This is a genomic window from Stenotrophomonas sp. 28608_Sma (assembly GCF_056486185.1).
Map to the genome: position 1 here is coordinate 3,129,348 of NZ_CM151308.1, position 13,685 is coordinate 3,143,032.

Sequence of the window (13,685 nt, forward strand, 5' to 3'; positions counted from 1 at the left end):
CGTTCAGCCAAAGGATGCAGGGCCAGTGTCGCAAGGCCTGAGACAGCTCAAACCTTTGTTTTCCAAGGGTTGGAGGATCACTGGCAGGCCAGCGACACCACCGTTTGCGCAGAGCCAAGGTCTGCCGGCAACCGGGCCCTGCAGACCCCCGCCACCTCGACCACCTGCCCCGGCTCCGGGTGCTCCAGGTAGAGCACCCCGTCGAACCCCACCTGGGTGGTCTCGGTCGCCGTCTTGGCCACCGTGCCCGCTTCGATGGCCGGGCCAGTGAGGCGGAAGGTTCGTGCAGTCTCGGTCAGGACTGGGAAGGTGAGGTGCATGCCGGCTTGGCGGCCAGCGGTGGCGGTTTGCTCGATCTCGGCCAACTGGGTGCCCAGTGGCAGCGCCCGATCGTCTACGCGGACCTCGGTGGGCACCATTGGGGTCACCTCGCCCACCACCAGGCGGCCCTGGGCGTTGGTCTTCCCTACCAATCTGCCGCCCACCCTCACCGGCACCCCGGCTTGGCCGGGCACGTCCACCACGGCGAAGGATTCGGCCGGACCCAGGAACGTCACGCCTTGGCGGTCAAGGTGGACGGCACCGGCCATCGAACCGGAAGCCCAGATGCCACTGGGCCCGTGCTCGGCGTTGACTTGGGCCCACCCTGCCCGGGTGGTCCAGTTGGCGTTGGCCCTGGCCGTCTGGCCAGCCGCTCCCTCGTCCACCGAAGCGGACAAGCCCACCGGGGTTCCCAACACCATGGGGCGGGCGCGTCCTTGAACGGCCCAGGCGGTGGCATCGGGGGCTTGCCGGGCCCTAACGCTCACGCCCTTGCCCCGGCCGAAATCGTAGCTGTAGCCCAACTCCACCCGGGTTTCCTTGCGCTCCAGATCGCGCAACGCGGAGACGGCCACGGTGTGCCCGTAGCCACGCCAAGTCAGCCCGGCGTCGGCGTAAGCAGTGCGAAAGCGCGGCGTGCGCACGTCCGAATAGCTGGCCCGAAGGGACCACTGCGGCGTGGGCCCCCAGAACACCGAGCCTCGGGTGCGCTGCTCCACCTCCACCGCACTGGGGGCGCGCAGGCGCCAGTAGTCCTGTTGGCGCTCGTGCTCCAGGCGCACGCCAAACCTCGGGCCGCGGTAGTCGTAGGCCACGGCCTGCCGTTGGCCGCCTTGCGTGGAAGTGCCCAATTCCATATCGAACGTGCCGTAGGTGCCAAGCATCGTCGTGGCCCCCAACGCCACGTTGGCCTTCCCATCCGTTGAGGTTTGGGCGGTGCCGCGCAAGGTCCACCGGTCGTTGAGGCCCCACGCCACCGACCCGGTCGCGCCCAACGTCCCGTAATCGCTCTCTCCTTGGCGCACCCGGCCGGCCGCGACCTCCCAGGTGGTGAGCCCTTGGCGGAGCAACGTGGGGGCGACGTAGAAGCGCTGATCGCTCACCACCGTTTCGCGGCCGTAAGGGTCTCGCACGACCACTTGGGTTTGCTGTGCACCGGTGCCCAAGGCGCTGCCATCGGCGGTGAACGGCCCTTTCCCCACCCGGCCTTGCAGCACGCGGGCGCGGTTGGCTAGGACTTCGACCGTGGCCGGATCGAACGCCACGCCGCCGAGCATCGGGACCGGATACGTGGGCGTCAACGGGTCCAACGCCCGCGGGTCCTTGGCCACGCGCACCCCACCCAGGTTGACCGGCGAGGACGACGGACCAGCGAACACATCGCCGGCTTGGTAGGTCACCAAGCGGTTGGGATCGTCTTTCTGCCAGCGCGTCACGCCGCGAACGTAGCCGGTGCCGGCCGTGTCTGTGTTGACCTGCCCGCTGGTGCTGACAACGCCCCAACGCCCCGCCTTGCGGACCTCGTGGCCCAAGGAGAGCGCCTGCTGTTGCACGGACACCATGCCCGCCAGGCTGTAGTTCAGCAGCACCCCGGGAGCGGGTGGCGCGATGGGTCCGCGCTCGGTGCGATCACGGGCCACGCGTTGGGCCTTGAGCCGATCGGCCGGCAGATCCAGGGCGACCGTGGCGGTGGCCTCGTCCACAACAAAGCCCACAGCCAACGCTTGGGCGCTCATCGGCTCCGTTTGACCCGGGGGAAGTTGGAGCCCGACCTCGCGCCACGTGGCCGGCTCGGCGAACCACTGACCGCCTTGCTGCCAGAACGTGAGCGGATCCGCCTTGGCCTTGCCGCCGATCACCGGCACCAGGAACGCGGGTGCCACGCCTTCGGGCACCGCTGCGCTGGCCGACGATGCAGCCAGCAACAACAACGCCAAGGCGTGGCCACGCATGGATCACCGCCCCACAGGGACGGTGACGGGCTGGCCGTTGACGGTGATTGAAAGGTTTTCAGCGCGCTGCCCGGGCTGGGCCTCGTAGGTCATTGAGGCCCCCGGCAGGGTCCAACCCAACGCACCCTCGCGCCACGGCTTGCCACCAGCCGGGCCGATGGACGACACGCGGGCGGCGGTCTGGCCGTGGTTGGTCAGCCGGTAGCCCTTGGGCACCGCCTGGACGGTCACCTGGGGGACAGGCGCGTTGGCGACCTCAAAGGCCACGGGCAAGTCCTGGTTGACCAGCAACTGGACGCCTTGGACGTTGGGAGCCCTGAGCTGCATTAGCAGGACGCGGTAGTAGCGCCGCTCGCCCAGCGCGCCCACCCTCATCAACCGGGCGGTGCGCTTGGATTGGGGCGGGACGTCCACGAAGGTGGGCGCCCCCACGATATCCGTGGTGGGTGAAAACACGTTCTGCCCTGTGGCCTGATCCCACCCCACGGCTTTCACCTGGTAACGCACCGACGCGTCGCCGCTGTTGTGCAGGGTCACGGCGACGTGCTTGGCCGAGGTATCGGCCATCAGGGTGGTGGGGCCGACGGAGATGGAACCGGCGGACGCCGAAAAGGACAGCAAGGACGCGGCGGCCACGGCCAAAAAACGTTGGGAATGGGTCATGGGGTCTCCTTTAGGGGCGTCTCCATTCAAACTAGATCGGAATACCATTCCGTCAACCCATACCTACTCATCTTTTCGGCAACAAAAAGCCCCCGGGGCAAGCCGGGGGCGTCGGGACAACCGATGGGGATCAGTTGTAAGTGGCGGTGACGGTGACCGTGTCGGTGTAGTTGCCGCCCACGGCCTGCTTGAGGGCCAGGAAGCGCACCGCGTAGTTGTAGCTCTGGACGGTGCCATCGCCAACGCCGGTGAACGCGTCGGTGTCATCCCCCCATACTTGGCTTCCCTGCGGGTCCTTGAAGAAACCGTAGGGGATGTAAGCCCCGGCGCCGTTGGTCACAGCCCGATAGGTCTCATACCCGGACAGCAGGCCGAAGTTCTGCCCCTGGCCCGGCGAAATGGAGTAAGTCGTGCCCGCGTTGCACACGATGCTCAGCCCGGAGGTGCGGGCGGCAGCTTCGGAGATGCCCGACCAGTCCATGCCTTCGATGGAGGTCACGGACAGCTGGCAGGTGTTGGTCAAGGTGCCCTGAATCGTCAGGTCCGCGGTGGTGTCGGCGGCGAACGCGGGCACTGCAAGCGAAGCCAGGGCGATGGGCAGAAGGGCGCGAAGGAAGGTCTTGCGTGTCATGGGTATCGTCTCCTTGAGAGGGATTGAGTGGGGATGAGTAGCCCCAGAATGGGCCATCCCCTTACCGATACCTCGAATCTGAAAACGCGCAAGGGTGGGCATTGAGCCAGCGGTCAGAGCCTGGCTCGTTTGCCACCGGCCGCTGACTGTCTCCATAACCCATCCAGCTCACGCGCACGGTGCTGAGCCATTGCCTCCTGAATCATCCGCTGAAGGACGAACGCAAACGCGTCAGTCACAAAAACGCCCACGCCGATCCCGCAATCATCCGGCAAGCTGGAAATCTGTTTTATCGATGGCTGGTGAATGACCTCGTCGAGCTCAGGGGGCAACGGGTCCACGAACGTGTCAATGAACGCCCTCACCTCGGTTTCGGCTGCTTTGCAAAGGTCGGCGTCAGTGAGCAGCGCCCGCAAGTCGGCAAGCGTGGGAAGCCACACCGTATTGAAGAGCGGGCCACCCACCGAGGGACTGACGAAATGGATGCCGTGAAGCACGGATGCCCTCTCACTCTTTCCGAGCTCTCCGTCTCCCCAATAACCGTTCATCGGAGGAGTCACGTCACCCATCATTAGCCAGTTCTGCGCGCCGCCCCTGCTCTTCTCGCCAGCACTTGAGCAGGTGTTTGTAACCGGGCTTGGCTTGGGGGACGTGGAAGGATCGTCCGTAAGTGTTGACCTTCCCGCCGTTGTGGAGCTCGACGGCATGAACCGCGGTCCAAGTGGTCGCCCAGCCCAGGCTGTCGTCCTCTTCAAAGCTGACGGGCTCCAAGGAGACCGCTGCATAATTTTCAATCAAGCCGGGATTCAATCCCAACGCGATCATCTTGGTTTCGTTGGTTGTGACGGTTGCGCTCATGTGACACCTCTTGGCTTGGTCGGCGGCATTGCCTACCCCTTAATTCAAGGTAGATCGCCCTGGAAATTTGTCCACGGCCTTAGTGGACAAAATCTTGACTAAAAGCAAAAAATGCGGCGCTAAGGCCGCAGTTTTTCCTAACATCACTTATCGCGCCGAAGGCGTTGGTGCTTTCCATCCATGCGGATGCTTTTTCAGATGCCGGCGCGCAGCGGCCGGCGGCGGCTTCCGGCACAGGTCTTTGCTTTAAAGGGGGTGGTCACACCCACCCCCGTGAGGCCATCGACACGTGCGATGATCCCGCGATCACCAGGTGATCCAGCACTCGGATGTCGAGAAGGGCAAGGGCCTGCTGGAGGCGGTCGGTGATGGCGCGGTCGGCCGCGCTGGGCTCGGGGTTTCCGCTGGGGTGGTTGTGAAAGAAAATGACCGCGGCGGCGTTGTGGTCCAACGCCTTCTTGGCGACGATGCGGGGATGGACTTCGCACCCGTCGATGGTGCCCTGAAAGAGGTGCTCGGTGGCAAGGATGCGGTGGCGGGTGTCCAGGAACACCGTGCCAAACACTTCGTGATCCAGGTGCGCACAGCGGGCAGTGAGGTAGTCGCTGGCGCTGGCAGGGTCGGTGATGGCTCCTTGGCGGAGGAGGCGACGCTCCAGGATGTGCGAGGCGGCCAGGAGGATGCCCTCTTCGTCCATGGCCAGCTGGTATTGGGCCCGAATGTCGTTGGCTCGTTTCATCTGCTTTCTCCACCGGCGCGGGATGCGCCTCGTGGGAACCGATGGGCAAAGCGTTGGACGAATCCGCACCCGGGAGCGAGCACCGCCAGGTGCGCAGCGAAGGGCCGGAACACGGTGGAGGAGGCCAGCCCTTGAGGGAGGAGCAAGCGGAGCCAAGATTCCCAGTTGAGAGGCCACTGCCCGGTGGATACTTGAAGCGAATGGGTGTCTTGAGGGATGAGCTTGAAGTGGCAAGGATTCCTCGGCTTCACTTACCGAACATGACATGAAACGGAATGGCCAACATCGCTATGGCGAAAAGTAGAGCGGAGCCGAGGATGGTTAGAAGCACCAGGCGGAGAACTTCCGTGCCTGTCCAACTCCGGTGAATCCAGCCTTGCCGCTTATTTCGGACCTGCAATAGTCCGTCGGTCCGCTCGCGCTCCTGCGCGATTTCTCGAAGCCGTTCATCCAGCGCCCTCTGAAGGGAAGCGCTGTAGACGGCTTGGGCATGGCGTGCGCTCCACCAGGACGCGGCGCGACGAATGAGCGTCATGGGCAACTCCCACGCAACCCATCGGCATCGTCCGCCACCGCTTCCCACAAAGCTTCATAGGCCGCTCGGGCTTCAGGCCCCAGGCGGGCCATATCCGCCGCCATCGTGGCGAGACAGCGTTGGACCCGACCCCGCGCGAGCGTGTCGGCAGGGAGATCGCCGGCTTCGACCAACACGTGGCAATCGGCTTTGATGGTGTGAACCGGGACCCTCAATCGCTCGGCCAGGGACTGGACCGACTCCCCCGCGAGCCCCCCCTTCTTGACCTCCGAGCGGCGGGCCTTGGTCATCGTCCTCACCCGTTCGGTGCCCGATACGGGGGTTAGACCAAGCGCCCTCAGGTCGGAATGAATGGTGGTGTCCGTGAAGCTGTAGCCCAGTTCCATGGCGAGCGCGTGCGATGCCTCTATAGCTGTCATTCCGGGACGGAACACCTTGGCCAACGTTTGGCGTCGCAGTGCTCGCATGTCATTCATAGCCACACGATAGGCAGACAGGCTCATTCGCTCATCCCCAGGATCTGCAAGGACAGGGTGCGCTCCGCCTGGCTGGCCGGGTTCCACGACCGATGCTCCTCCAAGTAGCGCTCCATGGACGGCTTCAACTGCAAGCCACCGCTCGGCAAGGGCAACGCCCGATCATGGCGTTTGTCTTGTTGACGGGCATAGGCGACTTGCTCAGGCTCCCCAAACGCCTGCCGGTGGGCATCGAGCATGCGATCAATGGCGTCCACGTCCCCGCGGGCATGGAGCGATTCGGTGTAAAGCGCTTGAAGCAACGGGTCACGCTCTTCGTGAATCTCTTCGCCTGTGTCTTCGCCTTGGAACAGCCCATCGTGGCGTGGGCGGGCGTCGACGGGGTCTGGGCGCAACCGACCGTGACTCGTTCTCATGCCCGCCTCCGCGCCAGCCCGCTGCCGTGAAGCAGCCCGCATGCGATCGAATAAACGACAAGAGCCAGCGTGGATGACAGGTATAGGTTGGAAGGATCCAACCAGACTTGGCTCACCACGTGCTGTAGCTGGTAAGCCAGCAGTGCCAAGCACGCGTAGAACACGGCCAAATGCCACATCAACGCAACCACGGATGGGGCGTCCTCTTGGCCGGCTTGGAACGCCTCCCAGCCCCTGCGTGCGCTGCGGGCTTTGGACGCGCACAGCCACGCGATTCCGAAGGTGATCGCAAACATGGCGAGCTCAAACAGCACGACCACCAGAATAACGGTCATGGGATCCTCCTCTGGGTTGGGAGCAGGCCATGGGCCTGCAGGTAAGCGTGGACTGCCTGTCGGGTCACGCCCAGGCGCTTGGCAATTGCAGGGCCGTTGTTCCCCTGCTCCAGGAGGCGCACCACCAGAGCGTGTTGGTCAGCCAGTGGGCGCCGGGGCTTTTGACGCAACCCCAGGTGGGCCAGATCGGCGCTCACCACGGGCGATGGAACGCCCAGGGCTTGGGCGATGGCGGCGCGGCCGTGTCCCTCTCGGACCATCCGGGCGACTTCGGAGCGGCGGTGGGCAACGGATGGCCGCTTCATGAGCTCAACCACAAGCCCGCAAGCCGTGCCTTCGCAATACACGCCTCCACCAAGGTGTTCGCTTTTGTGCATCCTTACGGCCCCACGCGAGCGCTGTTATCCGACCGGGCATTGATGCCAATGGCACAAGGGCTTCCGCAAGAACGATAGTAATCAGCCGGCATCACCCGGGTCTTGCTTCCCTTCCCCACCAGGAATACCCGATCACCTTCGCGCACGTCCACGTCGGCGTCTTGGACTACCGCCAGGACGCGCTGGCGGCGATCGGACAGGTCGCGCACGTAGATCTCCACTGCGGTGCGGCCGCTGAGGCCCTTTTGAACCGCGGTTCCGGCAACCGCACCGATGACGCCACCGGCCACCCGGGCTGCATTGCGGTAGTCCCGGTTCTTGACCTGGTTAGCAGCCCCATAACCAACGGCCGCCCCGATGGCCGAGCCGGCGTTCAGACGCTGGTCGGACTTCAGTTGAACCGTGCGAACCATCAGGACCTCGCCCAGTCGGGCGTCCTGGACCGAGAGGGCTTCGGACGAACCGTAACGGCGAGCGGAGGTGGAATCGGCGGCAAAGGCGGCCGGAGCAGACAACGCCAGCGCAAGGGCCAGAACAGTGGTTTTCAAGGTGCACCTCCATTTCGTGAGTAGGTTCACCTATGCATAGATCGATTCTGGAAATGCGCAAGGGGGTTCAGGCCACCATCACCTGCTCCTCTGCCTGGCCTTCTCACGCGCTTTCGTGCGGACCTTCGTGCCGTTAGGTTTTTCAAGCTCCTGCTGGTTGGCCGCCACCGGCTCCCGCTCCCGCTCAACCTTCGGGAGCGGCTCACGAACCAACTCGGGCACCTTCAGGAATTCCACCACCCGCTCGGCCGCCGCCGCGGCTCGGAAGAGCTCCCGGGGATCGTCCCGGAGGATTTGGATCCACGACTTCACGTAAGCCGCGTGTTGGGTGGGATCGTGGCCAATGCTTAAGCGTTCGCCCACCAGCATGGATGACACCTCCGCGACCAGTTCTTCCTTGGCGTAGTCGATGCTCCCAAAGGCCCCCTTCTGATCGCGGTTGAGGCGGGAGGGAAAGCCTGTCCAGTGGCCCAGTTCGTGCAACGCGGTGGCGTAGTAGCCGCTGGCCGAGTGGAAGCTGTTGCGCTGGGGCAAGTGGATGCTGTCCGTCATCGGCCGGTAGAACGCCTGGTTGCCCCCGTCGTGGTGGATCTCAGCCCCGCTGCCCTTGAGCACCGCTTCGCAGGCCTGGTGGATGTCGGGCTCTGGGCGCGGGGGTGGCAGGACCAGTGCCGGCAACCCATCGATCTGCATTGCGTTGAACACCCGGGGGAAGAAGACCTTGGGGCGGGCCTTGGCGATGAGGTCGGGGTCCCCGCTCTTCTTGGCCTCCTCCACCCGCGACCAATCCCAATACTCAATCACGCTGGCCTTCTCGCCCTTGCGCACCTGAGCGCCCACGGCCGCGGCTTGCTTGTAAGTCATCCACCGGTTGTCCTGGGTGTCCCAGGCGCTCTGAAGGGCCCACAGGTGGAGCAGGTTTCCGCCCCGGTAGCTCTTGCCAGTCGTGGGGTTCATGGGCAACCCGAGGTCCACGCGGGCGTCCCAGGGTTTGAGAAAGGGACCGGTGCCCTCCTCCATCTGGCGGATCAAGCGCTCGACGACGTCGCGGGAATGACGCTGAAGGAAGCTTTCGTTGGGGGTGGCATCGGACACGGGCAGGCTCTCCTGGAAGGCAAGGAAAGGCGCCTGTCGGCAACGCCAAGGGGGTTAGGCTGGAAACTTCAATCGTGAATGGTGACGGCGCGTCCCTGCTCCAACAGGTTCTCCAGCAAAGCCAAGGCCCGTTCGATGGTCAAAGCGGTGCCGGGGCCCCCGTCGCCCTCCTGGAGCTGCACGCGGATGCCCTCGGGGGTTCGTTGCACGGTGAAACGGGGGGACGCCGCCAGGGAGTCCTGGCGGTCCATGCTGTCGTCTACAAAGGCATCGGAAGGGGTCATGGTTTCAGCATGCGACAGGATACGGATTTGGCAAGTCCGGGCTGGACCGTTAGCGTCACCGACCAATCCATTGGCTAGAGCTGATACGGAAGATGGGAACACGGATTTGGCCCCGCCTTTACGACCGCCGTTGGCGCGCATCCCCATCTCCCACCTTTCCGCCACCTTGGGTTTCGCTGCTTTCTCGGCCCGCCAACGGCTCACCGAACAGCGCACGAATCTCCAGTTCATTGATACGTTCCTGCAGCTGGAGTTGGATTGCCTTGGCTCTGGTGCGCCCTGCCTCCTCCCTCAACGCATCGGCATGGAGAGCTCCCATCTCAGCCGCCTGCTGCTGAGCGCTCAAGCGGTCGAATCGACGCTCCATCTCTTCCTGCCGAGCCCCTTGCTGTTCGAGGGTGGGCGTCACATCGGTTTCCCAAGGCTCCAAAGACTGAGAGCGCTCCTGCGCCACGCGCAGTGCTGTCACGGTCGCCGATGATCTCAACGGCAGATCGCCACAGGCCTCGCCGACGGTGGCTGCTCCGTTGATTCGCAGGCGCACGCATTCTTCCTGTTTGCCATTGATGCGACGGTTCGAGCGGGCGCCGTCGTCCAGGCCCATCTCTTTCAAGCCTCGCCAGAACTGGCGACCGGTGAGGAGATCGATGTCCGCCAGCCCTTGTCGGTAGCCCCAGTTTTTGTAGTTCTCGTAGACCTGCCGCATGGAAAGCGTGCACTCATCCGTCTCAATGCGCACCACGCGCTCGGCTTGAGCCCAAGCCATGACCTGGTCGCTGCCATGGCGGGCGGCCAGCTTCGCTGCGCGCACGGCTTCGGGCATGTCGGCGTCGGTGTCGGACAACGCCCTACCACGGGCCACGATGCGTCGGGCGCCTTCGAGCATCCAGTCCAGCACAAGCTGGCCTTCCTCTGCCAGGATGTTCTTGACCAGATCAGGGTCGTGCTGGTTGACCGGTACCGCCTTCTTCCAGTGCACGACGGTGAGGCGGCGCCACACCCCGTTGCTCTTGTCGCGGATGAAGGGGGCCGAATTGGACGTGATGATCCACTTGGCCGTGGAATGGTAGCTCGCCAGCTGCTTCTGGTTCTTCCGGTCGATGCCAATGCCATTGCCAGAGACCATCGTCTTGAACCGACCTTCGGCCCACTTCTCGCACTCCACTTCGTCCACCAGGATCAGGCTGGCGCCAATCATGGGTTCCAGGCTGAAGCGGTCGCCCAAAGTTTCAAGGTTGCAGCGGGCCACCTGACGGTGCATCGCTTCCACGATTTCCGCCAGGGTGGATTTGCCAGAACCTGCGACGCCGTGCCACCAGGCGGCCTGGCTGTAGACACCCGGCAACAGGGTCATGCCGCACTGCTCCTGGAGCAGGTCGATGACGCGCGGGTCGTCGTGGGCTTGGCGGAGGAACTTGGCGAATCGCGAGTCAGCCGGCAAAGGCTGGGGCTTGTATGCATGGCCCTGCCTGCCACCACAGGCCACCCTGACCGCGTGGGTCATGCCCAAGGCGGGATCAGGAGCGAGCACATGGAAACCGCCGGGAAGGATTTCCACGTAGCCGTCTGCCACCGGCACGATGGCCCGCTTGGCTTGGGCTGGCATGGGGTTTTTCTGGCGCAGCCGAAGGGAAGCCATGTCCCAGCAGTCCTTGGCGAGCTTGGGGCTGCCCGCGAAATCGGCGTTGCGGTCGATCCAATCGGATGCCACACCCACACCTTCCGCGTCGCTGATCGCTTGCCAGTAGGTACCGTTCCAATGGTGTACGATCTCGCCGGTGCCGCTGGTGGCTTGGCACGCCCACAAGCGATCGACGCATTCGGTGGTGCGGCGGGCAAACAGGATGGGGAGCGACGGTGGCTTGCGCTGGCCCTCTCGATCAACCGAGTGGCGGTAGAGCTGCTTGTGCTCCTCTGCCTCCAGGTTGACCTTGCGGGCGGAGGCTTCCGCACCCAGGAAACGCGACGCTTCGAATGGCACGATGTTGCTTGGCTCTTCCGTCGTCGGGTTGACAGCCTTCCCTTTTGGGGACACATTGGTTGTAGACATTGTTGTTGGCTCCTCTCAAACCCTCGCCCTGGCCGGTGGGGGTTTGTCGTTGTGGGGGGACAGGCTTGCTCAGGCAGCGCGCGGGAGAGCGGTTTCCAAGGCGCGGCGAATGAACTCGCTCTCTGTCATCTCGTTTTCGGCCGCGGCGAGACGAAGGCGTTCGGCCAAGGGGCGTTTGATCCGAACGTGCTTTTTCACGCTGGCGCGGATGCTGTAAGTCGGCGGCGACGAGGGATGGGTGGCGGCGTTCACGGTGGCAACTCCGAAGGTGAAAGGTTTGGTGTGTCCCACATGGGGGACACTTCCACTCAACCACTCCAGGAGCTTTCCGCAACCCACGGTTTTTGACTAAACACGAAAACTGCGGAATCTCTCGCACTTTTTCCGGAAGCCCTGTTCTGCTGGCTTTCCCTTCCCTGCTGGTCTTCCATTAGCCAGCAGAAAGAGAAGACCAGCAGGAAGACCAGCAGCTACAAACCCTTGATTCCAAAAGCTTTGCATTCATAGAAAACCGTTCCGCTGGTCTGCTGGGTCAAAAAAGAATCGGTTTTGAAATTTGAGATACCAACACTTTCCATGCGATTTGGACGCATTTGCACAGGGGAGTTGAATCGAAAGCCAGCAAGCCAGCAGCGCACTTTTAGTCGCAGAAATCCCTTGGGATTCAACGACCTTGCACTACTGGTCTTCCTGCTGGCCTTCGATCGCTGCTGGCTAGTGGAAGACCAGCAGCCGGAAGTTCCTACTCATTTTCGGCCAAACACTCCAGTTGCTCGCGCTTGCGATCGGTCAAGAACGGATGCTGAAACTCCCTCCCGCTTTCCACCTCCGTCACCACCACGTGTTCTTCAATCGTAAGGGCGCCATGGTGCCAATCGATGGCATCCAACTCCGCCAAGGACAGTCGCGCGAATGCCTCCATTGCCTCGGACTGGGTCTGGGCAAAGACCTCAATCACCTTGCTCACCAAGTAGTCACCCCGGACGACGAATTCGTAAGTTCCCATCGGCTCCTCCTAATAGTTGAGGTGGTGGCGCATGGTTGGACAAGGCCAGTTGAGATCTTCGCGTTCGGAACCATCGGGGCTGATGACCTCCACAAAGCCGTAGATCTCCTCCAACTCGGTACGCCAGCCACCGGCATGAATGTCAGCCACTCCCATCGAGTTCAGAATCTCCAAGGCTGCCGCCTCTGAGTCCGCGTCGATTCGGATTTCCAATTCGGCCGTCGCGCGGCCCAAGACAACAACGTTCCAGCGATCAGCCATTGGAGCTCTCCTGGTTCGCCGTGGCCACCTGCCCTACCCGCTGGATGGCAAAGAACTTCCCGTGCAACGCACCGCTCGCCTGCGCTTGCTGAAGGTGATCGGCGGCGCGCTTGCCGTAAGTCACCACCAACGATCCCGACGGCGCTGCCGTGCCGGTGGTTCCGTCGGGACGCACAAACCTCAGCCTCCCACGGGTGAACAGGATCGCCGTCGCGTTGGGGTGGGAAAGCACGCAGTCGTGCATCCATCCCGTCTCCATGTTGACCGGCACCAGGGCGATACCGCCGCCGGGGTGGTTGGCCAGCTTGCTCAACCACTTCTCAATCCCTTTTCCGTAAGGCGGATTCATCCACACGAATGCCTGCTTGGGCCACGGCGTAGCCAAGCCGTCCTGGCTCGGCGGGATCATCCGGCTGGCCGTGGGTGCGGGCAGCCGCGACGGGTCTTCGGGCGTGCAAGGATCGAGGTCAAAGCCGCGCCTTCCCCCCAGCGCCCTGACGATGGCAGGCGGGGTATACCAATCGACGCTCGTGTGGGCCTTGTCGCTTGCCTTGTAGCAAACGGAGGTGAGCCGGGTGGGTTTAGCCGCTACGAGGCGCTTGGAGCGGGTTGCTGCGTTGAACGGCAGAACGTTGGACTTGGGCTGCATGAGGATTCTCCAGGCAAGGCTCCGTCAGCACGGCTGCGTTGCCGCGTTGAAGAATGGGTTTTGGGAGTTGGGCTTGAACCAGCCCGAGAGGCGCTGCTGGCGGCGGGTTACCACCAAGAGTTGTAGAACACGTCCCAACCGTCGTTGATCAATGCGCGGGCCTGCGCAATGAAGTCCAGATCTTCTTCAGCTCGATCGGGATCCGATTCACCGAAGAAGAAGCCTTGGGTATAAGGCAAATCATCGTTCAGCACAGCCTGTTCCAACGCATCAAGATCGTCCAATCCAAGGAATACGGGAACTTGGTTGAAATCGAAGGGATCAACCTGCCCCGTCCTAGCACTGTGCAACTTGAACATCCAACCATGAAGGTTCGGATGCTTTCGCCAGTAGAAAAATAGTTCTTGAGTGCGATCTCGCACATCAGTGCGGGTCTTGACCGCATACATATCGAGGCCCATCGGCTTGCTCCATCGCCCCGACCACCGA

At 63.2% G+C, this 13,685-nt stretch carries 19 protein-coding genes; all 19 read right to left on the minus strand.

The features are described 5' to 3' along the window. Positions 1 to 77: 77 nt before the first annotated feature. Positions 78 to 2,273 (minus strand): fimbria/pilus outer membrane usher protein, encoded by a 2,196-nt coding sequence (locus tag ACZLHH_RS14865; RefSeq protein WP_478478678.1) that lies wholly within the window; start codon positions 2,271 to 2,273, stop codon positions 78 to 80. Positions 2,274 to 2,276: 3 nt separating this feature from the next. Then, on the minus strand, positions 2,277 to 2,936 hold the full coding sequence (locus ACZLHH_RS14870) for a fimbrial biogenesis chaperone (protein ID WP_061478950.1): 660 nt from the start codon (positions 2,934 to 2,936) through the stop codon (positions 2,277 to 2,279). 130 nt (positions 2,937 to 3,066) lie between these two features. Continuing rightward, complete coding sequence (locus ACZLHH_RS14875; protein ID WP_006375771.1) at positions 3,067 to 3,567, minus strand: Csu type fimbrial protein; 501 nt, start codon at positions 3,565 to 3,567, stop codon at positions 3,067 to 3,069. Positions 3,568 to 3,680: 113 nt separating this feature from the next. Continuing rightward, positions 3,681 to 4,136, minus strand: a complete 456-nt coding sequence (locus tag ACZLHH_RS14880) for a hypothetical protein (RefSeq protein WP_125892007.1) — start codon at positions 4,134 to 4,136, stop codon at positions 3,681 to 3,683. Beyond that, a complete protein-coding gene (locus ACZLHH_RS14885; RefSeq protein WP_049403041.1) occupies positions 4,129 to 4,425 on the minus strand; it encodes a hypothetical protein in 297 nt (98 codons plus the stop codon). The genes ACZLHH_RS14880 and ACZLHH_RS14885 overlap by 8 nt, the downstream gene beginning before the upstream one ends. Positions 4,426 to 4,684: 259 nt before the next feature. Next, positions 4,685 to 5,164 carry a JAB domain-containing protein gene (locus ACZLHH_RS14890; RefSeq protein WP_088470564.1) on the minus strand — a complete coding sequence of 160 codons (480 nt, stop codon included), beginning with the start codon at positions 5,162 to 5,164 and terminating at the stop codon, positions 4,685 to 4,687. 247 nt (positions 5,165 to 5,411) lie between these two features. Further along, complete coding sequence (locus ACZLHH_RS14895) at positions 5,412 to 5,699, minus strand: hypothetical protein (RefSeq protein ID WP_088470563.1); 288 nt, start codon at positions 5,697 to 5,699, stop codon at positions 5,412 to 5,414. Beyond that, entirely contained in the window at positions 5,696 to 6,202 is a 507-nt protein-coding gene (locus ACZLHH_RS14900; protein WP_134950999.1) for a hypothetical protein, read from the minus strand. Before ACZLHH_RS14900 ends, ACZLHH_RS14895 begins: the two co-directional genes overlap by 4 nt. Then, positions 6,199 to 6,591 carry a hypothetical protein gene (locus tag ACZLHH_RS14905; RefSeq protein ID WP_478478679.1) on the minus strand — a complete coding sequence of 131 codons (393 nt, stop codon included), beginning with the start codon at positions 6,589 to 6,591 and terminating at the stop codon, positions 6,199 to 6,201. The genes ACZLHH_RS14900 and ACZLHH_RS14905 overlap by 4 nt, the downstream gene beginning before the upstream one ends. Then, entirely contained in the window at positions 6,588 to 6,926 is a 339-nt protein-coding gene (locus ACZLHH_RS14910; protein WP_032971199.1) for a hypothetical protein, read from the minus strand. Before ACZLHH_RS14910 ends, ACZLHH_RS14905 begins: the two co-directional genes overlap by 4 nt. Before the next feature lie 379 nt (positions 6,927 to 7,305). Continuing rightward, positions 7,306 to 7,851, minus strand: coding sequence for an outer membrane lipoprotein (locus ACZLHH_RS14915; protein WP_088470558.1), 546 nt, complete (start codon positions 7,849 to 7,851; stop codon positions 7,306 to 7,308). 78 nt (positions 7,852 to 7,929) lie between these two features. Next, positions 7,930 to 8,946 carry an ArdC family protein gene (locus ACZLHH_RS14920; RefSeq protein WP_478478680.1) on the minus strand — a complete coding sequence of 339 codons (1,017 nt, stop codon included), beginning with the start codon at positions 8,944 to 8,946 and terminating at the stop codon, positions 7,930 to 7,932. A 68-nt stretch (positions 8,947 to 9,014) separates the two neighbouring features. After that, positions 9,015 to 9,230: a hypothetical protein gene (locus ACZLHH_RS14925; protein ID WP_024956732.1), complete on the minus strand. Its 216-nt coding sequence runs from the start codon at positions 9,228 to 9,230 to the stop codon at positions 9,015 to 9,017. 118 nt (positions 9,231 to 9,348) lie between these two features. Beyond that, positions 9,349 to 11,280, minus strand: a complete 1,932-nt coding sequence (locus tag ACZLHH_RS14930) for a DNA primase family protein (RefSeq protein WP_006375901.1) — start codon at positions 11,278 to 11,280, stop codon at positions 9,349 to 9,351. 69 nt (positions 11,281 to 11,349) lie between these two features. Beyond that, complete coding sequence (locus ACZLHH_RS14935; RefSeq protein ID WP_141098938.1) at positions 11,350 to 11,532, minus strand: ribbon-helix-helix protein, CopG family; 183 nt, start codon at positions 11,530 to 11,532, stop codon at positions 11,350 to 11,352. A gap of 490 nt (positions 11,533 to 12,022) precedes the next feature. Then, positions 12,023 to 12,286, minus strand: a complete 264-nt coding sequence (locus ACZLHH_RS14940; protein WP_006375902.1) for a hypothetical protein — start codon at positions 12,284 to 12,286, stop codon at positions 12,023 to 12,025. A 9-nt stretch (positions 12,287 to 12,295) separates the two neighbouring features. Further along, positions 12,296 to 12,547: a hypothetical protein gene (locus tag ACZLHH_RS14945; protein ID WP_006375905.1), complete on the minus strand. Its 252-nt coding sequence runs from the start codon at positions 12,545 to 12,547 to the stop codon at positions 12,296 to 12,298. Continuing rightward, positions 12,540 to 13,196, minus strand: a complete 657-nt coding sequence (locus ACZLHH_RS14950) for a DNA N-6-adenine-methyltransferase (RefSeq protein WP_049400621.1) — start codon at positions 13,194 to 13,196, stop codon at positions 12,540 to 12,542. The genes ACZLHH_RS14945 and ACZLHH_RS14950 overlap by 8 nt, the downstream gene beginning before the upstream one ends. Positions 13,197 to 13,303: 107 nt before the next feature. Next, complete coding sequence (locus tag ACZLHH_RS14955; RefSeq protein ID WP_012480712.1) at positions 13,304 to 13,657, minus strand: hypothetical protein; 354 nt, start codon at positions 13,655 to 13,657, stop codon at positions 13,304 to 13,306. Positions 13,658 to 13,685 lie beyond the last annotated feature (28 nt).